This window comes from Sphingopyxis sp. DBS4, assembly GCF_024628865.1.
GTDB lineage: Bacteria > Pseudomonadota > Alphaproteobacteria > Sphingomonadales > Sphingomonadaceae > Sphingopyxis.
In genome coordinates this window covers 2,446,982-2,471,906 of the sequence record NZ_CP102384.1, presented here as the reverse complement: position 1 = coordinate 2,471,906, position 24,925 = coordinate 2,446,982, and the positions used below count along the sequence as shown (strand labels likewise).

Here is a 24,925-nt window from a genome sequence, read left to right as displayed (position 1 = left end):
GCAAAGGTCATGGCTCAGCGCGCCTTCACGCCGAACTGGGTGGTGAGCGACACCAGGAAACGCGGATTGGGCCGCTCGGCCAGAAAGCCGCCCTTGTTGAGCGGCACGGCCAATGTCATGTCGAGGCGGCCGAGATTGCCATAGGCAAGGCGCAGGCCGCCGCCGCCCGAATAGAGTTTTTGCGGATTGAGCCCGTTGAAGCTGCTGTCCTTGTTCCACACCCACGCGGCGTCGAAGAAGACGAACGGCTGGACCGCGAAACTTTTGGTGTTGCCGGGGATGAACGAGCCGTAGCGCGCCTCGGCCGACACCGCGACGCCGCTGTCCCCGATCACCGTGCCAGGGTCGAAGCCGCGGCCGACGGTGAAATTGCCTCCCGAAAATTCCTCATAGGCGACGAGCGGATCGCTGGCCCATTGCGCGCGCGGCGCGACCGCCAGCGTAAAGGATTTCGCGGGCCGCCATTCGGCCTGCGCGCTGGCGCGGACGAGGAAGGCGTCGGGCTTCGCCTCGATGCGGGTCAGCGGGATCGCGCCGGGCAGGAAACAGGCCGCCCCGCCGGGGCCGCAATCGTCGCTGGCGCCAAGGGCGTTCAATCCCTGCCGCGCTTCGATCGAGGCGCCGAGCGACCAGCGCGGTTCCGATGGGCTGTAGCCGTTCTTGCCCGCGATCGACGCCGGGTCGATCCAGCCCGCGTCGGCGCGCAGGTTGAGCACGCGGATGCGGTCGCGGTTGAGCGGCAGCGGGCCGAGCTTGATGTCCTGGTCGATGATGTCGAGCCCGCCGCCCAGCGTCACGCGCCGCGCCTGCGTCAGGACGAGCGGATAGGAAGCGAACAGACTGACGATCTGGGTGTTCGACTTGACCGGGAAGCCGGTGATGTCGGGGCGGGTCCAAGCGTAGGTGTAACTCGCGCCGAAACGCAGCCCTTCGCCGCCGACGCGGAATTCATGCGCGAGCTGGAGCACATTCTGTTCGTCGAAATCGGGCGTCGCATAGAAGCTGAGCGTGGTCAGGTCGCCCATGCCGGTCAGGCCGGCGATGCGCGCGCGGGCGATCCCGCCCCAGCGGCCGACATCCTTCGAGCCGAAATTCTGGGCGTTGAAATCGAAGACGGCGGGGGTGCGGACCACCGTGACCTCGCCGACCACTTCGCCGGGCGCCGCACCGGGACGCAGCGTCAGCCGTGCGTCAAGGCCGGGGATATCGCGGGCGAGGAGCAGATAGCGTTCGGCGTCGGCGATGTTGAACACCGGCTGATCGTCGAGCCGCGACAGATAGCGCTGAAGCAGGCCTTCATTCGCGCCGGCGTCGCCGCGCACCTCGACCCGCGTCATCCGCGCGGACAATATGTCGAGCTTGATGACGCCGTCGTCGATCGTCTGCGGCGGCACGCGCACCGCGGCGAGATAACCTCGGGCGCGCAGCATCGTGGCGGCACGGTCGCGGATGTCGCAAACCACCGCGACCGGCAGTTTCTGTCCGACCTTGTCGTGCCAGCTTTCGCCCAGCATCGACGTGTCGATGCCTTCGCCGCCCGAGAATTGCACCTCGCGCACGGTCACCATGACATCGGCGAATTCGGGATTGGCGAGCGGACAGGGGGCGCGTTCGATGCTGTCGTCGGCCGCGATCACCCGTTCGCCCGGCGGCGTTGCGGGGGGCAGGGCGGGGCGCTGGATTTCCTCGCGTGTCGGTACCGACGACGCGACCGGGGGCGCGACCTGGGCCTGCGCCGCCAGCGGCAAGCTCAGGGCGATCAATCCCGCCGAGCAAGCGCCTGTTTTATAAATCGTCTTGCGGATTCGATCGCGCGCGGACCGCGCGTTTCCGCCAAGCTCCAGAACCCCCATGCCCGTCATCCCTACCCCTTGCGTACCTCGTGCGCCCGCCATACCGCGCGCACCCATAGCTCATGCCCCGCCGGTTGCCCGGCAGTGCGAATTTTCGACCCAAGGAAAGGACTTTGCCGCTTTTCTTTATGGCAGCTTTTTCGCACTATTATCAGATGGGCAGGGCGGGTTCAATGCCCGCCCATTGATCGATTAACCACCCGTTGTTTCGGCATCCGACATCGCGCTGACCAGCCGGTCGAGCTGCGGCGTGCAGCCCTTTGCCATCAGCATGTCGACCGAGCTTTCGGCGCTGTCGGGCAGCGGCCCCATCGGCGTGAAGCGGATGGTGACCGGCTTCGCCAGACCCGCGCCGGAGAGACGGTAGTCGACCCCATATTGCAGGGGCATCGCCTCGGTCGGCCATTTACGGAAATTCGCGCCGGCGACGATCGCGACTGTCTCTTCCTTGCCGTCCTGCTCGATCTTCAGAAGCTGGTCGGTGTCCATGTTCGGCCGCCACAGCGTCAGCCGCGCGGGGTCGGCGACGCAGAAGGTGCCGCCTTCGCGAAAGTCGACCAGCCACAGGTTCGGGGCGCGAACGTCGACCGGCGGGGGTTCGTCCGCACCGCGTGAAAATCCGCCACGCGACCGCATCGTGGGGCCGGTCGACAGCATCCGCGTCACGGTCGCGCCCATCGACTGGCTGGCCTGGATGGTGCCGGTCGCGCCGAAGGTGCCGGGCCCTGACAGCGTGCGCGTCTTGCCCGCCTGCATGAGAACGATCTTGTCGCCCGAGACGAGCGTCAGCCGGTCGGTCGACTTGAGCTTGGTGCCGGTCGGATATTTGCCGGCGGACGGCCCCGTCGAGCGCACGACCATCGACTGCGCGGCGGCGGTGCCGGCAAAGGCGACCACGGCGATGGCGGCAGCGGCGGTCAGGCCGATGCGCCGCATCGGAACATCAGGAAAGGACATAGCTTTCTCCCTTTTCGGTCTCGTTCAGGCGTTCGATCAGGAACATGATGGAGGAATCCTTACCGAACTCCTGCCGCAATGCTGTGGCGGCGGTCACATAGGCTTTTTTATCGCCCACGGCGTGCGCCGCGACAAGCGCCGCGATGCGCGCGCGCTGTTCGGGCGACAGGTCGGGGCGGGGTGTCAGCACGTCGACCGGCTGTGCCCGGCCGCGCAACGTGACGCGGCCCATCGGCACCAGATCGTCGCGGCCCGCGCGTTCGGCGGCTTCGGCCGAAAAGAGGACGCCGGTCTTCAGGCTCTTGTTCGCCGATTCGAGCCGCGATGCCGTGTTCATGCTGTCGCCGAGCGCGGTATATTGGATGCGCCCCTCGCCGCCGAAATTGCCGACGATGGCGTCGCCGACGTGCAGGCCGACGCGGGTCATGCCGATCGGCGGCACGTCCTCGGCTGCCAGGTCGACCCGGAAGGCCTCGCCCGCCTGATACATGGCGACCGCCGCGGCGGCGGCCTTTTCGCCATCGTCCGCCCGGCTGATCGGCGCCCCCCAAAAGGCGACGACGGCGTCGCCGACGAACTTGTCGATCGTTCCGCCATGGTCGAGCACGATGTCCGACAGGCGGTCGAGATATTCGTTGAGCAGCCGCGCGACCGTTTCCGGCGTCGTCGCATGGCTCAATTTGGTGAAGCCTTCGAGATCGGTGAAGATGCAATAGATGTTGCGCCGCTCGCCGTGGAGCGAGAGCTGGTCGGGGTCGCGCATGATCTGCGCCGCGATGTCGGCGGGCAAATATTTTCCGAGCGCCGACTGCGCGAAGGCGCGCTGGCGCGACCCGATCGTGCGCGCGGCGGTGCCGACCCCGGCATAGCCGAACAGCCAGCCGATCGCCCAGCCAAAGGCGGGAAGGGTAGTGGTGTCGACATGGTGGCCCTGCAGCCAGAAGGGGAAAGCGGCGAAGAAGGCCATCTGGCCGAGGAAAGCGAGCGCGACCCAGCGTGCGCGCATATCGATGAGGCTGGTGAGCCCGCCCGCGAGCACCACGAGGACCGCCAGCACCCAGAGCGCCGGGCCGGGCAGCGGATTGGACCAGTCCTTGTCGAGTTGCTGCGCCAGCATATGCGCGTGGACCTCCAGCCCGATCATGGTCTCGTGCAGTCCGGTGATCGGATCGGTGAAGCGGCTGAGCGGCGTGTTGAACTGGTCGTTGTCGATCACGTCGCCGCCGATCAGGACATAGCGGCCCCTGATCAGCTCCGAAAAGCCGGCGCGCGTTTCATCGTCCATCGGCATCGCGAACGTGTCGATCGGGATGTTCGCGAAGACCGGCTCTTCCTGCCCCTTTGCGACGCGTGCGGGAACGAGAAAGCGGATGTTGCCGCGATAATCGGCATGCGCCGGATCGACGGGCGCAAGCGCGTTCGCCATCAACGGCGGCAGCCCCTTGGGCCGGTCGGGCCAGTTGCGGATCACCCCGTCGCCGTCGGTGCGGAACAGCACGCTGGTCGGCTTCGTCGTTGCGGTCGTGACATCGGCCAGATAGGATTCGAGATATTTCTGCTGTTCGTAGAAGATCGTGTTGGGGTTGCTCGCCTGCTCCGCATAGGCGAGCCAGGTCGGCGTCTTCATCGCGCGAAGCTGTGTCTTCAGCAGCGCGTCGTCGGGGCGGGGAGAGTCGAAGACGATATCGATCCCGATCGCTTTCGCGCCCATCTGGTCGAGGTTGCCCAGCGCGTTGGCGAGAATCGTACGGTCGAGCGGCGAGCGGATGCCAGTGTTGAACAAGGTCTCGTCATTATAGGTGATCATGACGATGCGCTTGTCCTGTCCGACATGCGGCGCCATCAGCGTCGCGCGTGCATCGTAAAGCGCGCGTTCGGCGTCGCCGACGAGCGGCATCTGCCAGCTCAGCCGCGCAAACAGGATCGCGACGATCAGGAACAGGATCGTCGCCGCCATGCGCGACGGACCAAGCTGCATCACCAGCCGGCGAACGCGTTTGCGCAGCGGAACCGCAGTGGGGCGCGCCTCCTCTGGCGCAAAATCGGTGGTCGCCGTCGCCATCAGATCAGAGGGCCGAATGGCCCGCGGTCCCTTCGCTTTGCGCCGTGGCGGTGGTGCCGTGGAGCAGCGGCTGACCGCCGTCGCCGATGATCGCGAAGCCCGCCCAATAATAAGGGTGCGAGGTGCGCTTGTCGTCCATGAGCTGCATCTCGCTCGTCCACAGCGCGTCGGCGATACTTTCGCCCTGCCGCGCCGTGAACAGGCCGCCGATCAGCCGCTTGGTCGCGTCGAAATCGTCGGGTGCGGGCCAGTGGCTGGCGATCACCGAACGCCCGCCCGCGCCGATGAAGCTGCGCACCAGCCCGTCGAGCGCGTTGCCGCCGCCGCTCGCGACGCCCGCTTCGCGCGTCGCCGCGACGGTCGCGGCGCCCGCGGTGTCGCACGCCGACAGGATGACGAGGTCGGCGTTGATCTTCAGGTCGAAAATCTCCTGGAAGGTCAGCAGGCCGTCCGAATCCTGATCACCGAACGAGGTGACGAGTGCGGGCCGCGCCGGGCAGGAGGGGCGCGGTGCGGTGACGAGCCCATGCGTCGCGAAGTGGATGATGCGATAATCGGACAGGTCGCCGCGGCTCTTGACCGCCGTGTCGGTGAAGGCGCCGCCGGTCAGCAGCGTCGCGGCGCCGCGGTCCATCGTGCTGCTCGCGGTGACGAGTTCGGCGGCGGAGATCGGCCGGCTCCACTGGCTGACGTCCCACTGGCAGCTTCCGTCGACGCCGCCGCCGGCCGCGCCGCGGGTGCCCAGCGACGGCAGGACGCCGCCCCGCACCGGCAGATTTTCGCCGAGACCGAAATATTCGTGCTTGGCGTCGGAGGGCGCCGTCTGCCGCGCGTTGCGGAACGACAGAGCCGACACCGCGGTGCTCGGCCGCGTCGACCGGCCGAGCCAGGCGATGCCGCGCATGTCGAACGCGTCGGCGTTCGGGTCGGCCAGGCGCTGTTCATAGGCCGCGAGCCCGGTGTCCGAGGTGATGAGCAGGTTGACCGGCAACCGCAGCATCGCGCCGTCGGGCTCGAAGATCAGGTGCGGGACGCTCGGCAGCCGATCGGCGACGGGGCCGAAGAGCTGGGTATAGAGTTTGCGCGCCGTGGCTGCGTCGAAGGGATAGGTGACGCGCTTGCCATTCTCGACGATGGAGATGGTCGAGCGGATCGTGTCGACCGCGTTTTCGAGCCCCTGCGCGCTGATGTCGCTGCGCCACAAGGTCGCGTCGCCCGGGCCGATCAGCATCGCATAGACCGAATCGCCGACGACGAGCATCTTCAGATAGGCTTCGTCGGGACGCAGCACCTGTTGCAGTTCGGCAAGGTCGAGCTTGCCCGGCGCGACGACGCGATATTGCGGATAGGCGGCCAGCTTGGTGACGGTTTCGGCCTGCTGGAACGACAGATTGTCGAGTTGGATCTTGAGGTCGGCGCGCATCGCATTGACCTCGGCCGTTTCGGGCATTTGCGCGAGCCGCGCATCCTCGATCCGCGCGCGCTCGACATCGCGGTTCAGCGTCGTCGCCTGACGGAACAGGCGCGCGCCGTCGTCGCTGCCCGCCGACAATTCGCGCGCGAGAAGCGCCTGCGTGTCGGCGACGCCGGGGCGGACCTGGAGCTGGCTGGCGACGAAAAAGTCGCCTGCGGCCTTGGGATCGGTCGCGGCGCGGCTGGCGAGCAAGCGGTAATAGGGCGCCATCATATTCGCCATGCCCGTAGTCGAGCGCTGCGAACCGGCGAGCGCCGCGACGACATCATGATAGATGGCGAGCGCCTTGTCGTCCTCGCCTTGCCGGGTGAGGAAGGCGGCATAGCGCGCGCGCGCCGATGCGAGCGCGTTGGTTTCCGGATATTCGACCGCAAGCGCGCCGATCGATTCCTGGAAGCGCGCGTCGGCGGCGTCCTTGTCGCCAAGCGCCTCTTCGGCAAGCGCGAGCTCGCCGAGCATCTGCGAGCGCAGCCGGACGATCGAGGTCACGCGCCCTTCGCGCACCGCGAGCGCGTCGGCGAGCCCCTTGATCTGCGCCGCTTTCGCCGCCTTCGCATCACCGCGCAGCCGTTCGACCGTGCCGAGCAGGTGAACCGCCTGCGCGTCGATGATCTGCGCGCGTTCGGTCGGAGTCAGCCGTTCGCGGTCGCCCGCCTGGCGCACCGCGCGCGCATTGGCACCGCTGTTGACCCCGGCGACGATCTGGGGCGTGAGCGTCACCGCGCTCCCCTCTACCTGGACTTCGTTGGTCAGCGGCGGGATCGGCGTTTCGAGCAGCGCTGCGGCGCCGTCGTAATCGCGCTGATTGAGCGCGTGGATCGCGCGGAAATTGCGGCGGAGGCGAAGCTGCACCGGGTCGCTCGTCGGGATCGCCTCGACCTCCGCGAACAGGCGGTCGGCTTCCGCGAATTCGCCGAGATTCGAGCGTTGAAGCGCGCGGTTGAGCGTGAATTCGGTCGGATCGATGCCGGCCGCCGCCTGGTCGCCTTCGGTGCGAAGCGACAGCGCTTCGAAAAATTCGGCGGCTTCGGCGTAGTCGCCGCTATGGTTGCGGCGATAGCCCTCGGCCAGCGCCTTGTCGACGTCGATGGTTCCGGCGAGCGTCCGCGCGAAACCGTCGCCGCCGCCGATGGAGGTTGTCGCGACCTTGATCTGCCCCGACGCGATCTTCCTGTGCCGGATCGATTCGAGGGCGAGGTTCAGCGCGTCGCCATAGGCGGCGAAACCCTCGACCGTATAGGCGGTGTTGCCGACGGCCTCGATCCGCGTCTGCCACGCGACATCGCTGTCCTTGACCGTGCAGGTGCCGTCGGCGGCGCAGGCGATGGCTCCGGTGCGGCCCGTCTCGATGCGGGCGCGGGCCTCGTCGGCGCCGGCGCGCAACGTGCGGACATAGCCGACGGGCTGGCTGGCGTCGCGGCAGACGATCACCCAGGCGCGGTCGAACATGCCCTTGATCACTGAATCGCGCACCGTCGCCTGCACCTCGCAGAGCGCGCCGCCCTGATCGCCGATCGAGAAACTGTCGCGAAGAGTCGGGTCGTCGGGCTGCGCCAGCGCGGGGGACGATACGCCTGTGACGAGCGCAGCCAGAATCGGCACGAAAAACGGACGTCGAACGGTCATCACCAATCCCCCAAAGACGAGCTTCGACGCGCCATGCCTGCGATGTCGGGGGCATGGCGCAGTCTATACGCTGCGGTACGACCCATTCCCGTCGCCGCGGACCCTAAACCCTTCGCCTGCAAAAGGGAAGTGATCTGCCGCACAGCCGCCTTGCGCGCCGGCACGGGGCGACCTATCTGGAGGGGAGATTTTCCCATTGAAGAGGACAAGATGAGCGCATTCGACGATCGTGAACGGGCCCATGAAGCGAAATTCGCACGCGACCAGGACGTGCAGTTCCGTATCATCGCGCGCCGCAACCGGCTGATCGGCGAATGGGCCGCCGAACGCATGAGCCTGACCCCCGAAGAGACCGACGCCTATGCGAAGGCGGTGGTGCAGGCCGATTTCGAGGAAGCGGGTGACGAGGATGTGATCCGCAAGCTCGCGGGCGATCTGACCGCCGCGCAGGTCGAGATCAGCGATGCCGAAATTCGTGCCGCGCTCAACGAAAAGGCGGCCGAGGCGCGCCGCCAGTTCATCGACAGCGAGAATTGAGGCTGGTCCGATGGGAATGCGCGAAGATGATCTGAAGGCGATGATCGCGGCGGCGCTTCCGGGCGCGGTGGTGACGATCACGGACCTGGCGGGCGATAACGAGCATTATTCGGCGCATGTCGTCAGCGAATCCTTTCGCGGGCTGACCCGCGTCGCGCAGCACAAGGCGGTCTATGCCGCGCTCGGCGGACGCATGGGCGGCGAACTTCATGCCTTGCAATTGACCACCGCCGTTCCTTCATAGGGGCGAGACGCGAACCCTTTTCGGCGCACCCGCGCCACCGGAGACTTGATATGAGCGACCCCGCCACGCACGACCGCATTGCCAAGCTGGTCGCCGACCACCCCGTCCTGCTGTTCATGAAGGGCACGCCGCTGTTTCCCCAATGCGGCTTTTCGTCGCGCGCGATCGCGATGCTCGACCGGCTCGGCATCGAATATGACACCGTCGATGTGCTGCAGGACATGGAGGTCCGTCAGGGGATCAAGGAATTTTCCGACTGGCCGACGATCCCCCAGCTCTATGTGAAGGGCGAATTCATCGGCGGCAGCGACATCATGATGGAGATGTGGGAAGCCGGCGAACTGCACCAGTTGATGGACGGCGTTCCGACGCGGGCGGAGTAGAACTCATCCCGTCGCCCCCGCGCAGGCGGGGGCCGCTGGAAGCTTTAGCCAAATGTGATTGGCATCCTTCGTCATTGCGAGCGCAGCGAAGCAATCCAGAGCGGTTTACGCACATTCTGGATTGCTTCGCTGCGCTCGCAATGACGATTCCAAAATGGGCGGCGCCATGCCGCCAGCGGCCCCCGCCTGCGCGGGGGCGACGGCGTCGATTGTAACGTCTCGACGCCCGGCTTCGTATCTGGAACATATCTCCGGTCGAAGCATGTGAGGCGTGGCGCGTGATCCTTTTCCTACTGGCCTATCTCGGCGGCGCGCTGACCATCGTCAGCCCGTGCATCCTGCCGGTGCTGCCTTTCGTCTTCGCGCGCGCCGATCAGCCCTTCGTGCGCAGCGGCTTGCCCCTCCTGATCGGGATGGCGATCACTTTTGCGGGGGTCGCGACGCTGGCGGTGGTGGGCGGCGGCTGGGTCGTGCAGGCGAATGCATACGGGCGCATCGCCGCGCTCGTCATTCTCGGCTTGTTCGGGCTGCTGCTGCTCTTTCCGTCGCTTGCCGACCGCGCGACGCGGCCGCTAGTCGCGCTCGGCGCCCGGTTGTCGCAGAACGCCGCGGGTTCAGCGCGCTCGACCTTCCTCTCCTCGCTGCTGCTGGGGTTTGCGACCGGATTGCTCTGGGCGCCGTGCGCGGGGCCGGTGCTCGGGTTGCTGCTGACCGGCGCTGCGCTGAACGGCGCGAGCGCCGCGACGTCGCTGCTGCTGCTCGCCTATGCGCTCGGTGCGGCGACCTCGCTTGCGCTGGCGCTGCTCGTCGGCGGACGGGTGTTCGCGGCGATGAAGCGCTCGATCCGCGCCAGCGAATGGCTGCGCCGGGGGCTAGGCGCGGCGGTGCTGGCGGGGGTGGTCGCGATCGGCCTCGGCCTCGATACCGGGCTGCTCACGCGCCTGTCGCTCGCGAGCACCGCGCGCTTCGAACAGTCGCTGCTCGACCGGCTGCACCCCGACGGCGCGATGCCGAAGGCGATGCCCGGCGACGATATGCTGGCCGACAAGGGAGTGTTCCCGTCGCTCGCGGGCGCAACAGGCTGGCTCAATTCGCCGCCGCTCGCTGCCGAGGAACTGCGCGGCAAGGTCGTGCTGATCGATTTCTGGACCTATTCGTGCATCAACTGCCTCCGGACGCTGCCCTATGTGAAGGCTTGGGAGGCGAAATATCGCGACAAGGGGCTGGTGGTGATCGGGGTCCATACCCCCGAATTCGCCTTCGAGCGCGACCCCGCCAATGTGCGCAAGGCGATCGCCGACCTTGGCATCACTTACCCGGTCGCGCTCGACAATCGCTATGCGATCTGGCGCGGCTTCGACAATAAATATTGGCCCGCGCATTATTTCATCGACGCCAAGGGGCATATTCGCACGGCGCGCTTCGGCGAAGGCCGTTATGCCGAGTCCGAACGGATCATCCAGCGGCTGATCGCCGAAAACGGCGGTGCGGTCGGCACGATGGACGCGGTCGAGGTCGCTGCGACCGGCGTCGGCGAGGCCGAAAGCTCGCGCAAGGACCGTTCGCCCGAAACCTATGTCGGTTACGCCCGCGCCGCGAATTTCGTTTCGCCGGGCGGGTTCGCGCGCGATGCGCGGCATGATTATGCGCTACCCATGCTCGCGAAGCGCAACGACTGGGCGCTCGGCGGCGCGTGGATCGTCGGCGGCGAACATGCGGTGTCGGCCGCATCCGGTGCGCGCATCGCCTTCCGCTTTCGCGGCCGCGATCTGCACCTCGTTCTCGGCGCCGCCGATGCGAAGAAGCCGGTGCGGTTTCGAGTGACGATCGACGGCAAGGCGCCGGGCGCTGATCACGGTCTCGACACCGATGCGCAGGGGAATGGCGTGGTGACCGGGCAGCGGCTCTATCAACTCGTGCGCCAGCAGGCGCCACGGGACCGGACCTTCCAGATCGAATTTCTGGACCCCGGCGTTCAGGCCTTCGCCTTCACTTTTGGCTGATGGCGGAAGAGCGTCCGGGGGGCGGGGCCTGACGGCCGCTCCGCCCCCCGTCTGCTTCGGGGGTAAGTGGGGTTGTCCCGGTGGGGGCAGGGGGCATCAGGGACCAGACCGATACCCCCCACCGCTCCATTGAGCGGAACACTCGGGAACATCCGATACCATACAAGCCCCGTGCCAATTCGCCGCCTTCGCCGTTTCGGGCGCGAGACGCTGGTTAGCGATATCTTACCGATGGATGGGGGTGTCAAAAAACCCGACACATAAGCGTTTGCTTCGTTCAGCCGGCGTTCAGCCGAATGACTACACTTGTAGTCGTATTGCGAACAGGCGCCAGCAAGGGAGGGGTTCCGATATGGCGGAGCGAGCAAGCGAGTCGGAGATGCAGGTGCTGTCGGCGCTGTGGGACGAAGCCCCGCAGACCGCCGCCGACCTGACCCGGCGGATCGGCACGATCAACGGATGGACGCAAGCGACGGTCAAGACCTTGCTCGCGCGGCTCGTCCAGAAAGGCGCGGTGACGGCCGAGGCCGATGGGCGCCGCTATCTCTATCGCCCCGCGATCGACCGCGCCGAAGCGGTCGGCGAGGAATCGCAGCGCTTCGTCGACCGCCTGTTCGGCGGCCGCGTCAGCCCGCTGATCGCGCATCTCGCCGAACGTGAGGCCTTGTCGGACACTGACATCGCCGAGATCGAGGCCTTGCTGCGGAAACTCAAGTCATGAGCGGCGCGATGATCCTTCAGGCGTGGGGCGACACGATGATCGCCACCGCGCTACTCATCCTGACGGTGCTGCTGATCCGCAAGCCCTTTGCGCGGCATTTCGGGCCGCATCTGACCTATGCGCTTTGGCTGGTGCCGGCATTGCGGTTGATCCTGCCGCCGCTGCCCTTCGCCGACCCGGTGACGGTTGCGGCGACGCCGACGGTTCCGGCCGATGTGGTGCTGATCGAGATGGTCGAAGCGGCCCGTGCGGCGGGAACGCCCGCTGTGGCGGTCGCCCCCTCGGGTTCCACCTGGGCGCTTGCCGACGCGCTGCCGTTGATTTTCATCCTGTGGGCAATTGGCGCTCTCTTCGTGCTGATTTCGGCCTGGGCGGCGCATCGGCGCTTTCGGGACGCGGTGCTGGACGGGGCGGTCGAACTCGAGCCGCTCGGCACCATCCGGCTGATCATGACGGGGGCGGTCGACGGCCCGGTCGCCTTTGGCCTGTGGCGGCGCTTCGTCGCGGTGCCGCAGGATTTCTTCGCGCGCTATGTCGCCGAGGAACGGGCGCTCGCGATCGATCACGAACTGGCGCATCATCGCCACGGCGACCTTTGGGCCAACGCCGGTGCGCTGCTGCTGCTCGCGGCGCAATGGTTCAATCCCCTGGCCTGGCGGGCGATCCGCGCTTTCCGCTTTGATCAGGAGGCGGCGTGCGACGCGCGCGTGCTGACGATGGCCGACGACGCTCCGCGGGGCCTCCGCACCGCGCGCTATGCAACCGCGATCGCCAAGGCGGCGGTCGGCTCGCGGCTGTCACTGGCGGCGCCGATGGCAGTTCACGACAATTTGCAGGAGAGGCTGACGATGCTCACGAGAGACGATATTTCGAAAAAGCGCGGTCTGGTCGGCAAGTTGCTGGTCGGCGGCGCGACGCTTGCCGTGCTCGCGGCGACCGCGACGCTGGTGCCCGCTGGTATCGCCCGGGCCGGAACGCAGGAAGCGGACATTCCCGCGCCGCCGGAGCCGCCCGCGCCGCCTGCTGTCCCTGACGCCCCGCTGCCGCCCGAGGCGCCGTTGCCACCCGAAGCACCCGCCGTGCCCGAGGGACATGGCGTGATAATCTTTACCTCACAGCAGGATGGGCAGGATGCGGCCAGCGACGGCAAGAAGCGCGAGGTGCATCGCGTCGTGATCCGCGAGCGCAGCGAAACGAGCGACGGCACAGCGCCTAGCGCGCGCCGCGTGGAATTTTCGATGCCGGGCAGCCTGTCGCGCGAGGACGTCATCGCGACGTTGAAGGAACAGGGCGTCACCGGCGCGCAGGCCGACGCGATCGCCGACAGGCTCGAGGCGAAGCGCAAGGCGCGCTTCACGACCGCCTTCGCGCTGCCTCCGATGCCGCCCATGCCCCCGATGCCCGCGAGCAGCTGGACCGCAAGCGATGGCCGGGCGCTGGCCGTCGCGCATTGCGGCAACGGCGCGGACGTGGCGCCGATCGTCAACCGCGACGAGACGGACGGCGGCAAGCACAGCCGGGTGGTGATGATTCGCTGCGGCGATACGGCAGAGAGCCGGGCAGCGCGGCTTTCGGCGCTCCGCAAGGCGCGCGACAGCTTCGCGCGCGGCGAGACGGCACGGTCGCTTTCGGAGAGTATGCGCGCCAAGGTCGCCGCCGATCTCGACGGGGCAATCGCCGAGACGGAGAAAGCGGACCAATAGGGAATCGGGCCGCGAGCCGGCGCTCGCGGCCCGCCAGCTTCGCCGCCGACCCTCGTCCCCGGTAGGGTCGCGGCAGGGGCGGGGAAAGGGAGCGGGATGGACCGCTCCCTTTCTCTCGTCCTCGACATTTTATGACCTAAATGACTTCGCAGGCCGCTCTCGGACCGGCGCTTTTTCGCCCTCGCGCTCTTTTCCTTTGCCGGGCGCGATGCCACATGGGGCGGATGAGCGAAGACAAGCCTTGGCCCGATACGATCCGCGCCGGCGAGTGCGAGCAGCACGAACCGCTGGTGCGCCGCGTGCTCGCGCCCAATCCGTCGCCCTATACCTTCACCGGCACCCAGACCTGGATCGTCGGTGCAGGCCGCGACGTCGCGGTGATCGATCCCGGCCCGACGGGGTCGGGGATGAGCATCGGCGATCCGCCCGACGCCAACGGCGCGGGGCATGTCGACGCGATCCTGCGCGCCACGGAGGGGCAGCGCATCGCCGCGATCCTCTGCACCCATACGCACCGCGACCATAGCCCCGCCGCCGCGCCGCTCAAGGAAGCGACCGGCGCGCTGATCATAGGCTGCGCGCCGCTCGCGCTTTCGGACGACGGCCCGCGCGCCGACTCTGCCTTCGATCCGACCTATGCCCCCGACCGCGTGCTCGCCGACGGCGAACGGGTGTCGGGCGACGGCTGGACGCTCGAAGCGGTCGCGACGCCGGGGCACACGTCGAACCACCTCTGTTTCGCCCTGGCCGAGAGCGGCGCCGTGTTCACCGGCGACCATGTCATGGCCTGGTCGACCAGCGTCGTCAGTCCGCCCGACGGCGACATGGCGGCCTATATGGCGAGCCTGCAAAAGCTCTATGACCGCGACGACCGCGTCTATTATCCCGCGCACGGCCCCGCGGTGAGCAAGCCCCGGCAGCTCGTGCGCGGGATGCTCGGTCATCGCCGCCAGCGCGAACGGCAGATCTTGCGCGAACTCGAAAAAGGGGCGGCTGTGATCCCGGTCATGGTCAGCCATATGTACAAGGGACTTGATCCGCGCCTGACGGGTGCGGCCGGCCGTTCGGTGCTGGCGCACCTGCTCGACCTGAAGGCGCGGGGAATCGTCCGCGCCCGCGAAGAGCAATGGGAGCTTGCATGATATTGTCGCTGATTCTGGCTGCTGCCGCGGGAACCACCGCGCCCGCGTCCGACCCGGTCGTCGCGCTGGTGGCTGGCGAGGGGGCGAGCCGATGCCTGCCCGACCACAGCCTGTGCCTGGAGGTTCCGCCGGTCGACGGCGGCGATGCGAGCGAGGCCGTGCTGCGCGTCGTATCGCCCGGTTCCGCGCCGGCTTCGCTGCCGCTGCCCGAATTTGCCGCGGCGGAAACGGTTGCGCTTTGGCCCATGCTGATCCGGGGCAAGGACGAAGGCGGCGCGCCGCGCTACCTTGTCGGTGTTCTCAGCGGGCAGACGAGCATGTATTCGGGGGGCGGCGGTTCGGCCTCGCAGCTTCACCTGCTCGAACTCAGCGCGGCGCCGGGTGCGGTGCGACTGGGGGGTGAGGCGATCGAATTGCCGTGGGACGGTTCGCTGATGATCCGCGCCTGCTTTTCCGAAGCCGATATGAAGGACCGGATGGAGGCCTGCCACGACGAATATGAGTTCGGCGCGGGGCTGACCACCGCCGCTTCCCCCGGCGATGCCGTCTTCCCTTCGCTGACCTATCGCACCGTCGCGACCGCCTTTCCGCGCACGTCGCGCCGGTCGGACGACAACAGCGGCACGAAGCTGAAGCGCGCCGACCTCGTGCGCGCGGAGGATCCCGCCTGCACCTATGACCGGGTGCTGCGCTACGATGCCGCGACTGCGCGCTACGAACCCGATCGGCCCTTGCCCGATTGTTCGGATTACACCGTCCCATGACCCGGACCGCACCCCGTCTGCTTCCCCGCCTTATCCTGCTCGCCGCGGCGGCGCTGTTCGCGCTCGCGGCGTGGTGGGCGGTGTCCGCCTGGCGCGACTGGCAACGCGGCTATGATCCCGAGACCGTCGTCGCGGCCAGCCTGCAGGGGCTGCGCGAGCAGAATGTCCTCGTGCCCTTCACCGCGCGCTATGTCGCGGTGGTGACCTCGACGCAGTCGCGGCTCGGGCTGGAGGCGAAGAAGACGCTGATCATGCCGGGCATCGTCCGCTACGAGCTCGACCTCGGCCGCCTCGCGCAGTCCGACCTCGACTGGGACGGCAGCGCGAATGCGCTGACGGTAACGCTGCCGCCGCTGCGGCTCGCGGGGCCGGAGATCGATATCGATGCGATCAGCGAATATCGCGACGGCGTGATCCTGCTGACGCTCACCGACGCCGAAAAGACCCTCGACGCCGCGAACCGCAAGGCGGCGCAGGAGGAACTGATCAAGCAGGCGAAGGGGGCGACGCCGATGCGGCTTGCGCAGAATGCCGCGCGTGCGGCGGTCGAGCAGAGCTTCGCGATGCCGCTGAAAGCCGCGGGGATCGATGCCAGGGTGACCGCGCGCTTCGTCCAATGACGCAGCGAATTGCCCTGCCGCCGGTCGCGGTGTAGGGCGACGCCACGGCAAGGACCATATAAGGAAAAGCCATGACTGCTCCCATCCGCGAGAATCTCTCGGGCCTAGACCTGCGCGCCGAAATCGACCGCCTCCGCAAGGAGCGCAACGCCGTCATCCTCGCGCATTATTATCAAAAGCCCGAAATTCAGGATCTCGCCGATTTCGTCGGCGATTCGCTGGAGTTGTCGCGCAAGGCGGCGGATACCGACGCCGACGTCATCGCCTTTTGCGGCGTCAAGTTCATGGCCGAAACCGCGAAGATATTGTCGCCGGAAAAGATCGTCGTGTTGCCCGACATGGACGCGGGGTGCAGCCTCGAGGACAGTTGCCCGCCCGAGCAGTTCAAGCGCTTCCGCGCCGCGCACCCCGATCATATCGCGCTGACTTACATCAACTGCTCGGCGGCGGTGAAGGCGCTGAGCGATGTCATCGTCACCTCGTCGAGCGCCGAGACGATCATCAGCCAGATCCCGCCCGAGCAGAAGATCATCTTCGGCCCCGACCGTCACCTCGGCGGCTATCTCAACCGCAAGTTCGGGCGCGAGATGCTGCTCTGGCCCGGCGTCTGCATCGTCCACGAGGCGTTCAGCGAGACCGAGCTGCTGAAACTCAAGGCGCAGCATCCGGACGCACCGGTCGCGGCGCACCCCGAATGCCCGCCGCACATCATCGACCATGCCGACTATGTCGGGTCGACGAGCGGTATCCTGCAATTCGCGAAGAGCTTTCCCGGCGACACGCTGATCGTCGCGACGGAACCGCACATCATCCACCAGATGGAACTGGCGCTGCCCGAGAAGACCTTCATCGGCGCACCGGGCGCGGACGGCAACTGCAACTGCAACATCTGCCCCTATATGGCGCTCAACACGATGGAAAAACTCTACCTCGCGCTGCGCGATCTTCAGCCGCGGATCGAGATGGACGAAGAGCTCCGTGTCGCCGCAAAGAAGAGCCTCGACCGGATGCTCGAAATGGCGTCGGGGACGGTGGGCAAGGGCGATCTGGGGCGGGCGTGACGATCTGATGCAATATTCGTCCGCTTTTGAAGAATTCGGTTACAAGCTGGAGAATGTTCGGCAGGACTGGAGCGCTCAAAACGCTACCGGCGTGTGCATCACGATTTGGAAGCGGCGGATGAACTGGGACGAACTGTCCTATGACACCAGGCTACATAAATCGTCGGTCGATATTTGGAGCGAGAAGTCCGGAAACAGGAAACGCATCGTGCATGCGCAACGAGCGCTGAACGATTTTGAGGGATGGATTGATGCCATATTGATCAGTGGCGAACCTGGCGTCAGCTACGAGGATGCCCAATTGTGGATACCCTCGGAGAAAGGCGGCAAACGCTGGCGGGTCGTATTTCTGGATCAGGCAATCGGTCACATTCGTCTGGAAGCGCAACTTCCATAAGGATTACCCCGCCACGGCCCGCTTCGCCCGCTCTGGCTCCGCCGCGATCACCTTGAGATAGGCGCGCACCGCCGGAGGCGGCATGTGGCGGCCGATCTCATATTGACGGATGCTGGTGACCGGGATGCCATAGGCACGCGCGAACTCCTCCTGACTCATGCCGAGCCGGTTGCGGAGCATCCGGATGCGGCGGCCCATCAGGCCGCGTTCCAGGCCGGCGACGGAAACGTCCCGGTCTTCGGGATCATTCGGGTCCGCCGGTATCGCTATCATAGTCTCTTTGTTCACGTGCATTGCTCCGCCTGACTGAAATCATTCTCACCACATGGCCGCGCCAGACGTGGACGGCGGTGTACAGTTTGCCGCTCACCAGTCCGATAGCCTTGTAGCGTTCCTCTTCATCGCCGATTCGGATCGTCGGCACGATCACATGATCGGGGTCGGCGAATATCCGTTCGCCGAAAGCCAAGGGCAGCCGATGCTTGAACCGGTTTATGCTGTCCTTGTCGGCGTCATATTCAACGTCCATGCTGCAATATATGTGTTTCACATAGTATGCGCAAGCGAGTCGCAGTCGTGATTTGCATGATGCGATGCAGCAATTGAATCCAAAAATGCTGCGGTGCTGTTACAAAAATGCTGCAGCGAATCCGCTTGTTGCTAATGCCGGACTTATCCACAAGCGCGGAAGGTTTGCGGGGCTTTTGCGTGCTTTTTCTGTTGGCGGTCCGGCCGGTTCGTGACAGCTTCCAATCATCGGACGACAGAGACGCCGGATCGCCGAAACCCAAAGGGTGGTTGCAAGACCAGCCGGACGGAAACGGGCAGAACCGACGAGGACATCGACCGGTACCCGGTCACGGAACGCAGCGATTCCCACGAGTTGAGGCGGACCCGATCGGACAGGAAATGCAGTCCATCGCTTCGGAAGAGCGACTGCTTCGGCAGAGGCTCGGACAAGATGATGAAGGGCTTTCCAGGTGAGGCCGGCCCCCGAAAGGGGGCCGACCGAACCATCGCCGGATCGGTTCGGTGCCGGTTGCGACGCCTCGGTGTGATCGCTGGTCGAAAGACGAGCGGAACGCCTTGACGCGGAGCGCGGTGCGGGAACGAAAACGGATAGTGGGGGCTGGCAGCGATGCCGGCCCCCATTTCGCATGCGCCTCGCGCGGGGGCCGTCTTTCGTCGAGCGCGTCGACACGGGCCCGTTCCGCTTCGCTTGCAAATCCGCTCCGCTCGCAAAGACGATGCCGGTCATCGGGTTCCGCATCCGTTCGCGACATCTCTTCTTCGAATATCGTCCGCCTGTGACGGCGATCACATCGCGCCCGGCGACGGCCGCCTATCGCCGTCGTTGCGACCCGGAGCAGTTCCCCGACCGGAACTGATCCCCCTGTCCCGGCCGCGCCCTTCGGGGAGGCGGCCGGGAACCTTTCTGCCCATTCTCGCATTATTCTTCCATCGCCGAGCGGCGGGCGCATCTCCGCCCGGCTCGCGAGAGGGAGGGTCATGAGCGGACTCATCGTCATCCTGATCGTTGGCGGCGTCATCGGCTGGCTGGCGAGCATCGTCATGCGAACCGACGCGCAACAGGGCATTTTCCTCAACATCGTCGTCGGTGTCGGCGGCGCGTTCCTCGGCAGTTTTCTGGGCAATCTCTTCGACAAGGGAGCCAGCCTTGCAAGCTTCGACACGATCGGGCTGCTCTGGGCCTTCGTCGGGGCGCTCGTGCTGCTTGCCGCCATCAATCTTGTCCGGCGCGGCCGCGTTCGTTGAGCGCGCCGATGCCCGCCGCGCGCGCGCCGCCATTTCGCTAGGCGATTGCAGATATTTAGGTTAGCATCGACCCGCCTGTTCCATCAGGCACCATAATGATCGTAGGGGGTCAGAACATGATTGATTTCATTATCGCACTCGTCATGGGCGGCATCATCGGCTGGCTCGCCAGCATCGTGATGCGCACCGATGCCCAGCAAGGCATCTTCCTCAACATCATCGTCGGCTGTATCGGCTCGATCCTCGGCCGGGTGCTGCTCGGCGGTTTTCTCGGCGGCGGTCATCTGCGCGGCGATGCGTTCGACTGGCGAACGCTGGTGACCGCCTTCATCGGCGCGATCATCTTGCTCGCCGTCATCAACCTGTTCCGGCGCGGCCGGGTGCGCTGACGCAAGGCGCGCTCTGACCAAAGCTGGTGTCCCGATCCGGTCCGGATCGGAACCGGCTGAAATGGGGGCGGTCGACCCGGGTCGGCCGCCCCCATTGTCATCGCACAAGCACTGGAAATCATGGGCAGGCTTCCTTATTGCGCTGTTCCCTGAGGGGATGGGGCGGCTCCTTGGGGGGACGGAGAAGCGGCAATCTTTGGCCTCTTGCACGCGGTGATTTAATAGGATAACACACCTTCAGAGGATATCCTGCCCCCGCGGGCCGGGCGCTTTGCCGACGGCGACGCGCGACCGGCGGTCGCGGGCGGCGGAGGGGACGTGGCGTGAACTACGAACGGAAAGTGGATTCGATGGACAGCCTGGCGGGGACGCAAAGCTATTACGAAGAGGCGGACAACCGCCGCAAGCGGACGCGGCTGATCATCGGCGTCGTGCTCATCGCGCTCGCGCTCGCTGCGACCTGGTTCGCCTTTTCGAGTGCGAAGGGCGGCGGTGCGGCATCGGCGGACGGTGCCGGGGGAGCCGGCGCGCAGACCATCCCCAATGTGACGGTCCTGGTTCCGGGCCGCGTGCCGGTGGTTGCGGCGATCTCGGTCAACGGCACGATCGCGGCGCGGCGCGAGATGCCGGTCGGCATCGCGGGCGAAGGAGGGCAGGTGGTTCGCGTGCTCGTCGAGCCCGGCCAGTGGGTCGGCGCCGGACAGACGCTCGCCGTCATCGACCGGTCGGTGCAGGCGCAGCAGGCGGCGAGCCTTGCCGCCTCGATCAAGGTCGCGCAGGCCGATGCCGATATCGCGCAGTCGGAGCTCGACCGCGCGCAGGCGCTGGTCGGCCGCGGCTTCATCTCGAAGGCCGATCTCGACCGCAAGCGCGCGACCCGCGATTCGGCGAATGCGCGCGTCCGCGTCGCGCAGGCGCAATATCAGGAGGCGGTTGCGCGCAACGGCCGGCTCAACATCGTCGCGCCCGCGGCGGGGCTGGTGCTGACGCGCCAGGTCGAACCGGGGCAGGTCGTCGGTGCGGGCAGCGGCGTCCTGTTCCGCATGGCGAAAGGCGGCGAGATGGAAATGCTGGCGCAGCTTGCCGAGGCCGATCTTCAACGCGTCAAGGTCGGCACCCGCGCGACGGTGACCCCCGTCGGCACCGCGCTGAAGATCGCGGGTCAGGTGTGGCAGGTCTCGCCGATCGTCAACATGGACACGCGGCAGGGCACGGTGCGCATTGCGGTTCCCTATAGCAGCGCGCTGCGCCCCGGCGGCTTTGCCGATGCGCGGCTGGTGGCGGGCACCGAACAGGCGCCGCTCCTTCCCGAAAGCGCGGTGCAAAGCGGCCCCGAAGGCAATTTCGTGCTGATCGTCGACGACAGGAATCAGATCCAGCGCCGCCCGGTCAAGGTCGGCACGGTCACCGACGGCGGCGTGTCGATCGCCTCGGGCCTGACCGGCACCGAAAAGGTCGTCGTGCTGGCGGGCGCCTTCCTCAACCCCGGCGACAAGGTCAAGCCGGTGGTGCAGAAATCGTCGCAATAATATCGATCGCGTCCGGACAGCGCGCGCAAAAGGCGTTTGAATCATGAGCTTTCGCAACATTTCCGCCTGGTGCATCCGCAATCCGGTGCCGCCTGTCGTGCTGTTCGTCCTGCTGCTGCTCGCGGGCATCGTCAGCTTCAACCGGATGGACGTGAACCAACAGCCCGACGTCGAATTCCCGGCGGTGCAGGTGGTCGTCATGCAGCCGGGCGCGGCACCGTCCGAGCTCGAGACGCAGGTGACCCAGCGCGTCGAAGCCGCGATCCGTAGTGTCAGCGGCGTCGATGAAATGTCGTCCTATGTCGGTGAGGGCAACAGCCGCACCTTCGTCCAGTTCGCGATCGGAACGCCGATCGATCGCGCCTACAACGACGTCAATCAGGCGGTTCAGCAGATCCGCAGCGACCTGCCCGACGGCATTCTCGAACCGCAGGTCGCGCGCGTCGACGTCGCGGGCGGGCCGATCACCTATTTCGCGGTCGAGGCGACCGACATGACGCTCGAACAGCTTAGCTGGTTCGTCGACAATACCGTCGCCAAGGAACTGCTCTCGATCCCCGGCATGGCGAAGGTCAGTCGGTCGGGCGGCGTCGATCGCGAAATCCGCGTCGTCCTCGATCCCGCGCGGATGCAAAGCTATGGCCTGACCGCCAGCCAGGTGAACCAGCAGCTTCGCCAGGTGAACGTCAACGCCGCCGGCGGCCGCACCGAAATCGCAGGGGCCGAACAGGCGATCCGCGTGCTCGGCAACGCTGCGAACGCCTTTCAACTCGGCGAAACGCGGATCTCGATCGGCAACGGGCGGACGATTCGGCTGACCGATGTCGCCAAGGTGACCGACGGCTATGCCGAGCAGCGCAATCTCGCCAAGATTCGCGGCAAGCAGGTGCTGGCCTTCTCGATCGAAAAGGCGAAGGGCGCGTCGGATGTCACCGTCCACGACGAAGCGGTCAAGAAACTCGCGGAGATCAAGAAGAACAACCCGAAGGTCAGTTTCAACACGCTCTTCACGCGCACCGAAGACACGAAGGAGCAATATCGCACTTCGATGGCGGCGATGATCGAGGGCGCGGTGCTGGCCGTCGTCGTCGTCTTCCTGTTCCTGCGCGACTGGCGCGCGACGCTGATCAGCGCGCTGGCGATCCCGCTGTCGGCGATCCCGACTTTCTGGTTCATGGATCTGATGGGCTTTTCGCTGAACGGCCTGTCTTTGCTGGCGCTCAGTCTGGTCGCGGGGGTGCTCGTCGACGATGCGATCGTCGAGATCGAGAATATCGTCCGACATATGCGCATGGGCAAGACCGCCTATCAGGCGGCGATCGACGCCGCCGACGAGATCGGTCTCGCGGTCGTCGCGACGACGATGTCGATCGTCTCGGTCTTTCTGCCGGTTGCGTTGATGCCCGGTGTTTCGGGCCAGTTCTTCATCCAGTTCGGCCTGACCGTCGTCTTCGCGGTGCTGGTCAGCCTGGCGGTCGCGCGCATGATCACGCCGATGATCGCCGCCTATTTCCTGTCGGCGCAGGGCGAGGCCGAGCATGCCGGGGGGCCATGGGTCGACCGCTATGAGCGCATCCTTGCCTGGACGCTCGATCATTCGAAGCATCGCGCGGTGCGCGCGCGCTATGAGGAGGTGCCGACGCGGCTCGCCTTTCTGTCCGTGCCGCTGGCGGCGGCGGCGCTCGCGGGGCTTGCAATGGTGATAAGCTATTACCAGCCGGTTCCCGTCGGCCAGGACGGCCCCAATCCGGCGCTGCATTTCCTGCTGAAAACGCCGCTGACGATTGTCATGGCCTATCTGGTCGTCGGGTTGCTCCAGATCGTCGTGGGCGGTGTCGCTTACGCGATGGGGATGCGCCGGTGGGCCTTTACCCGCTGGGCCGCCTTCATGACGCGGCGCGCCCGGGCGCGGCTTTCCGACCATCGGGTGTGGATCGTCGGCATCGGCTTCGCCGCCTTCGTGATGAGCATCGTCCTGTTCGCGACGCTGCCGCAGCAGTTCCAGCCGACGACGAACGGCGATTTCAGCCAGGTAAAATATGAGCTGCCGCCGGGATCGACGCTGGCGCAGAGCGAGCATATCGCCCGCCAGATCGGGCAGATCCTCGACAATAATCCGGTGGTCGAAAAGGCCTTTTACGATGTCGAGGTGGGCGGCGGTAACGCCTTCATCACGCTCAAGAAACACCGCGACGTCAGCAGCGTCGATTGGGAACGCGGGTTGCAGCCCAAGCTGACCGCCATTCCCGATGCGCGCGTGACTTTCCAGAGCCAGTCGGGTGGCTTTTCGGGCCGTGACATCACGATGGTGATCGGCGGCGATGACCCGGCGCTGCTCGAAAAACACGCGCTGAAGATCGTGGCGGAGATGAGCAAGCTCAAGGAAATCCGTTCGCCGCGCATCGAGGGCGACATTCCGCGGCCCGAGATCATCGTCAATCCGCGCATGGACCTGGCCGCCGAACTCGGCGTCACCACGGCGGCGCTCAGCCAGACGATCCGCATCGCGACGCTGGGCGATATCGACCAGAATGTGGCCAAATTCTCGCTCTCCGACCGCCAGATCCCGATCCGTGTGCTGCTCTCCGAAGATTCGCGCCGCAGCCTCGCGACGATCGAGAACCTGCCTGTGCCGACGTCGAGCGGCACCACCGTGCCGCTCAAATCGGTGGCCGAAATCGGCTTCGGTGCCGGTCCGACCGAGCTGCGCCGCTATAACCAGACGCGGCGCATCGTGATCGGCGCCGACCTTGCCCCCGGTCTCGTCACCGGCCAGGCGCAGACGAAGATCGATGCGCTGCCCGCGGTGAAGAACATGCCGCAGGGGGTGCGCAAGATCCTGCAGGGCGAGGCGAAGATGCAGCAGGAACTCACGATCAACTTCACCATTGCGGTGGTATCGGGGCTGCTGCTCGTCTTCTCGACGCTGGTGCTGCTCTATCGCCGTTTCCTGTCGCCGCTGGTCAATATGTCGTCGCTGCTGCTGGCGCCGCTCGGCGGCCTGCTCGGCCTGCTGATTACCGGCATGGAAATCTCGATGCCCGTCTATATCGGCTTGCTGATGCTGCTCGGAATCGTCGCGAAGAATTCGATCCTGCTCGTCGATTTCGCGATCGAGGAGATGGACAAGGGCATCGGCAAGACCGAGGCCCTGCTCGATGCGGGCCGCAAGCGCGCGCAGCCGATCGTCATGACCACGGTCGCGATGGTCGCGGGCATGGTGCCGACCGCGCTGTCGCTGTCGGGCGACGGCGCATGGCGCGCGCCGATGGGCGTCGTCGTGATCGGCGGCCTGACGCTGTCGACGCTGCTCACTTTGCTGATCGTTCCCGCGGGCTTCAGCCTCGCCGACAGCATCGAAAAGCGCCTCGGCCGCTTCTTCTCCAGCAATCTCCTGACCTACCGGAAGGGCGACGATACGAAGCCGCACGCCGCCCCGGCGCCGCACGCGGCGGAGTAAGGGAAGACCCGAACCGATACGGATCATGCCGAACCGGATGAAATCCGAACCATCCGATTCCCCGAGCGAAGTCGAGGGGCTCGTTCGAGCGAAGCGAGAACCCGCACCGTCGCAGCCTCGACTGCGCTCGGCATGGCCCCTCGGCTTCGCTCGGGGAATCGGTGTTTCTGGAATACACGGTTCAATGGAGTCGCGCCGGTTGCAACCTTCGGCGCGTTTCGCCA

Annotated in this window: 21 protein-coding genes; 15 read left to right on the top strand and 6 right to left on the bottom strand. The window is 66.3% G+C overall.

Features of this window, described 5'->3' with window-relative positions; all coding sequences use genetic code 11:
* Positions 1-14 precede the first annotated feature (14 nt).
* The 4 genes from NP825_RS11765 to NP825_RS11750 all read right to left on the bottom strand — a co-directional run bounded on the left by NP825_RS11765 (position 15) and on the right by NP825_RS11750 (position 7,972).
* On the bottom strand, positions 15-1,763 hold the full coding sequence (locus NP825_RS11765) for a ShlB/FhaC/HecB family hemolysin secretion/activation protein (protein WP_306996672.1): 1,749 nt from the start codon (positions 1,761-1,763) through the stop codon (positions 15-17).
* A 282-nt stretch (positions 1,764-2,045) separates the two neighbouring features.
* On the bottom strand, positions 2,046-2,810 hold the full coding sequence (locus tag NP825_RS11760; protein ID WP_257543614.1) for a hypothetical protein: 765 nt from the start codon (positions 2,808-2,810) through the stop codon (positions 2,046-2,048).
* Positions 2,797-4,872, bottom strand: coding sequence for an adenylate/guanylate cyclase domain-containing protein (locus NP825_RS11755; protein ID WP_257543612.1), 2,076 nt, complete (start codon positions 4,870-4,872; stop codon positions 2,797-2,799). The genes NP825_RS11760 and NP825_RS11755 overlap by 14 nt, the downstream gene beginning before the upstream one ends.
* A 4-nt stretch (positions 4,873-4,876) precedes the next feature.
* The gene (locus NP825_RS11750) at positions 4,877-7,972 is read right to left on the bottom strand and encodes a CHAT domain-containing protein (protein ID WP_257543610.1); all 3,096 of its coding nucleotides are present in this window, start codon (positions 7,970-7,972) and stop codon (positions 4,877-4,879) included.
* Positions 7,973-8,182: 210 nt separating this feature from the next.
* On the opposite strand from NP825_RS11750, the gene NP825_RS11745 reads away from it, so the two are divergent.
* From NP825_RS11745 to NP825_RS11695, 11 genes are all read left to right on the top strand, one after another.
* The gene (locus tag NP825_RS11745; RefSeq protein ID WP_257543608.1) at positions 8,183-8,509 is read left to right on the top strand and encodes a DUF1476 domain-containing protein; all 327 of its coding nucleotides are present in this window, start codon (positions 8,183-8,185) and stop codon (positions 8,507-8,509) included.
* A gap of 10 nt (positions 8,510-8,519) precedes the next feature.
* Entirely contained in the window at positions 8,520-8,753 is a 234-nt protein-coding gene (locus NP825_RS11740) for a BolA/IbaG family iron-sulfur metabolism protein (protein ID WP_257543605.1), read from the top strand.
* Between the two features lie 50 nt (positions 8,754-8,803).
* Positions 8,804-9,136: a Grx4 family monothiol glutaredoxin gene (gene grxD / locus NP825_RS11735; RefSeq protein ID WP_257543603.1), complete on the top strand. Its 333-nt coding sequence runs from the start codon at positions 8,804-8,806 to the stop codon at positions 9,134-9,136.
* 278 nt (positions 9,137-9,414) lie between these two features.
* On the top strand, positions 9,415-11,139 hold the full coding sequence (locus NP825_RS11730) for a cytochrome c biogenesis protein DipZ (RefSeq protein ID WP_257543601.1): 1,725 nt from the start codon (positions 9,415-9,417) through the stop codon (positions 11,137-11,139).
* 352 nt (positions 11,140-11,491) lie between these two features.
* Positions 11,492-11,860 (top strand): BlaI/MecI/CopY family transcriptional regulator, encoded by a 369-nt coding sequence (locus tag NP825_RS11725; protein WP_257543599.1) that lies wholly within the window; start codon positions 11,492-11,494, stop codon positions 11,858-11,860.
* Complete coding sequence (locus tag NP825_RS11720; protein ID WP_257543597.1) at positions 11,857-13,563, top strand: M56 family metallopeptidase; 1,707 nt, start codon at positions 11,857-11,859, stop codon at positions 13,561-13,563. The genes NP825_RS11725 and NP825_RS11720 overlap by 4 nt, the downstream gene beginning before the upstream one ends.
* Positions 13,564-13,787: 224 nt before the next feature.
* Positions 13,788-14,705, top strand: coding sequence for an MBL fold metallo-hydrolase (locus NP825_RS11715; protein ID WP_257543595.1), 918 nt, complete (start codon positions 13,788-13,790; stop codon positions 14,703-14,705).
* Positions 14,702-15,469: a hypothetical protein gene (locus NP825_RS11710; protein ID WP_257543593.1), complete on the top strand. Its 768-nt coding sequence runs from the start codon at positions 14,702-14,704 to the stop codon at positions 15,467-15,469. Before NP825_RS11715 ends, NP825_RS11710 begins: the two co-directional genes overlap by 4 nt.
* Positions 15,466-16,089 carry a DUF4230 domain-containing protein gene (locus NP825_RS11705; protein WP_257543591.1) on the top strand — a complete coding sequence of 208 codons (624 nt, stop codon included), beginning with the start codon at positions 15,466-15,468 and terminating at the stop codon, positions 16,087-16,089. The genes NP825_RS11710 and NP825_RS11705 overlap by 4 nt, the downstream gene beginning before the upstream one ends.
* A 71-nt stretch (positions 16,090-16,160) precedes the next feature.
* Positions 16,161-17,150 (top strand): quinolinate synthase NadA, encoded by a 990-nt coding sequence (nadA, locus tag NP825_RS11700; RefSeq protein ID WP_257543589.1) that lies wholly within the window; start codon positions 16,161-16,163, stop codon positions 17,148-17,150.
* Between the two features lie 7 nt (positions 17,151-17,157).
* The gene (locus tag NP825_RS11695; protein ID WP_257543587.1) at positions 17,158-17,547 is read left to right on the top strand and encodes a hypothetical protein; all 390 of its coding nucleotides are present in this window, start codon (positions 17,158-17,160) and stop codon (positions 17,545-17,547) included.
* A 3-nt stretch (positions 17,548-17,550) separates the two neighbouring features.
* Here NP825_RS11695 and NP825_RS11690 read toward each other — a convergent pair whose 3' ends face one another.
* Together NP825_RS11690 and NP825_RS11685 are read right to left on the bottom strand one after the other, a co-directional pair.
* Positions 17,551-17,745: a DNA-binding transcriptional regulator gene (locus NP825_RS11690; RefSeq protein ID WP_257543585.1), complete on the bottom strand. Its 195-nt coding sequence runs from the start codon at positions 17,743-17,745 to the stop codon at positions 17,551-17,553.
* A gap of 46 nt (positions 17,746-17,791) precedes the next feature.
* Positions 17,792-18,076, bottom strand: a complete 285-nt coding sequence (locus NP825_RS11685; protein ID WP_257543583.1) for a BrnT family toxin — start codon at positions 18,074-18,076, stop codon at positions 17,792-17,794.
* Positions 18,077-19,056: 980 nt separating this feature from the next.
* Here NP825_RS11685 and NP825_RS11680 point away from each other — a divergent pair.
* From NP825_RS11680 to NP825_RS11665, 4 genes are all read left to right on the top strand, one after another.
* Positions 19,057-19,323 carry a GlsB/YeaQ/YmgE family stress response membrane protein gene (locus tag NP825_RS11680; protein WP_257543580.1) on the top strand — a complete coding sequence of 89 codons (267 nt, stop codon included), beginning with the start codon at positions 19,057-19,059 and terminating at the stop codon, positions 19,321-19,323.
* A gap of 116 nt (positions 19,324-19,439) precedes the next feature.
* A complete protein-coding gene (locus tag NP825_RS11675; RefSeq protein ID WP_257543578.1) occupies positions 19,440-19,712 on the top strand; it encodes a GlsB/YeaQ/YmgE family stress response membrane protein in 273 nt (90 codons plus the stop codon).
* 350 nt (positions 19,713-20,062) lie between these two features.
* On the top strand, positions 20,063-21,241 hold the full coding sequence (locus NP825_RS11670; protein WP_257551388.1) for an efflux RND transporter periplasmic adaptor subunit: 1,179 nt from the start codon (positions 20,063-20,065) through the stop codon (positions 21,239-21,241).
* 43 nt (positions 21,242-21,284) lie between these two features.
* The gene (locus NP825_RS11665; RefSeq protein WP_257543575.1) at positions 21,285-24,701 is read left to right on the top strand and encodes an efflux RND transporter permease subunit; all 3,417 of its coding nucleotides are present in this window, start codon (positions 21,285-21,287) and stop codon (positions 24,699-24,701) included.
* Positions 24,702-24,925: the final 224 nt, after the last annotated feature.

What these genes read in the sequence shown, in the direction of transcription:
- NP825_RS11755 (WP_257543612.1), bottom strand. Translation starts at nt 4,872, where the DNA reads ATGGCGACGGCGACCACCGATTTTGCGCCAGAGGAGGCGCGCCCCACT.
- NP825_RS11705 (WP_257543591.1), top strand. Translation starts at nt 15,466, where the DNA reads ATGACCCGGACCGCACCCCGTCTGCTTCCCCGCCTTATCCTGCTCGCC.
- NP825_RS11725 (WP_257543599.1), top strand. Translation starts at nt 11,492, where the DNA reads ATGGCGGAGCGAGCAAGCGAGTCGGAGATGCAGGTGCTGTCGGCGCTG.
- NP825_RS11675 (WP_257543578.1), top strand. Translation starts at nt 19,440, where the DNA reads ATGATTGATTTCATTATCGCACTCGTCATGGGCGGCATCATCGGCTGG.
- NP825_RS11690 (WP_257543585.1), bottom strand. Translation starts at nt 17,745, where the DNA reads ATGGGCCGCCGCATCCGGATGCTCCGCAACCGGCTCGGCATGAGTCAG.
- NP825_RS11750 (WP_257543610.1), bottom strand. Translation starts at nt 7,972, where the DNA reads ATGACCGTTCGACGTCCGTTTTTCGTGCCGATTCTGGCTGCGCTCGTC.
- grxD (WP_257543603.1), top strand. Translation starts at nt 8,804, where the DNA reads ATGAGCGACCCCGCCACGCACGACCGCATTGCCAAGCTGGTCGCCGAC.
- NP825_RS11685 (WP_257543583.1), bottom strand. Translation starts at nt 18,076, where the DNA reads ATGGACGTTGAATATGACGCCGACAAGGACAGCATAAACCGGTTCAAG.
- nadA (WP_257543589.1), top strand. Translation starts at nt 16,161, where the DNA reads ATGACTGCTCCCATCCGCGAGAATCTCTCGGGCCTAGACCTGCGCGCC.
- NP825_RS11670 (WP_257551388.1), top strand. Translation starts at nt 20,063, where the DNA reads ATGGACAGCCTGGCGGGGACGCAAAGCTATTACGAAGAGGCGGACAAC.
- NP825_RS11710 (WP_257543593.1), top strand. Translation starts at nt 14,702, where the DNA reads ATGATATTGTCGCTGATTCTGGCTGCTGCCGCGGGAACCACCGCGCCC.
- NP825_RS11680 (WP_257543580.1), top strand. Translation starts at nt 19,057, where the DNA reads ATGAGCGGACTCATCGTCATCCTGATCGTTGGCGGCGTCATCGGCTGG.
- NP825_RS11665 (WP_257543575.1), top strand. Translation starts at nt 21,285, where the DNA reads ATGAGCTTTCGCAACATTTCCGCCTGGTGCATCCGCAATCCGGTGCCG.
- NP825_RS11740 (WP_257543605.1), top strand. Translation starts at nt 8,520, where the DNA reads ATGGGAATGCGCGAAGATGATCTGAAGGCGATGATCGCGGCGGCGCTT.
- NP825_RS11695 (WP_257543587.1), top strand. Translation starts at nt 17,158, where the DNA reads ATGCAATATTCGTCCGCTTTTGAAGAATTCGGTTACAAGCTGGAGAAT.
- NP825_RS11760 (WP_257543614.1), bottom strand. Translation starts at nt 2,810, where the DNA reads ATGTCCTTTCCTGATGTTCCGATGCGGCGCATCGGCCTGACCGCCGCT.
- NP825_RS11720 (WP_257543597.1), top strand. Translation starts at nt 11,857, where the DNA reads ATGAGCGGCGCGATGATCCTTCAGGCGTGGGGCGACACGATGATCGCC.
- NP825_RS11715 (WP_257543595.1), top strand. Translation starts at nt 13,788, where the DNA reads ATGAGCGAAGACAAGCCTTGGCCCGATACGATCCGCGCCGGCGAGTGC.
- NP825_RS11745 (WP_257543608.1), top strand. Translation starts at nt 8,183, where the DNA reads ATGAGCGCATTCGACGATCGTGAACGGGCCCATGAAGCGAAATTCGCA.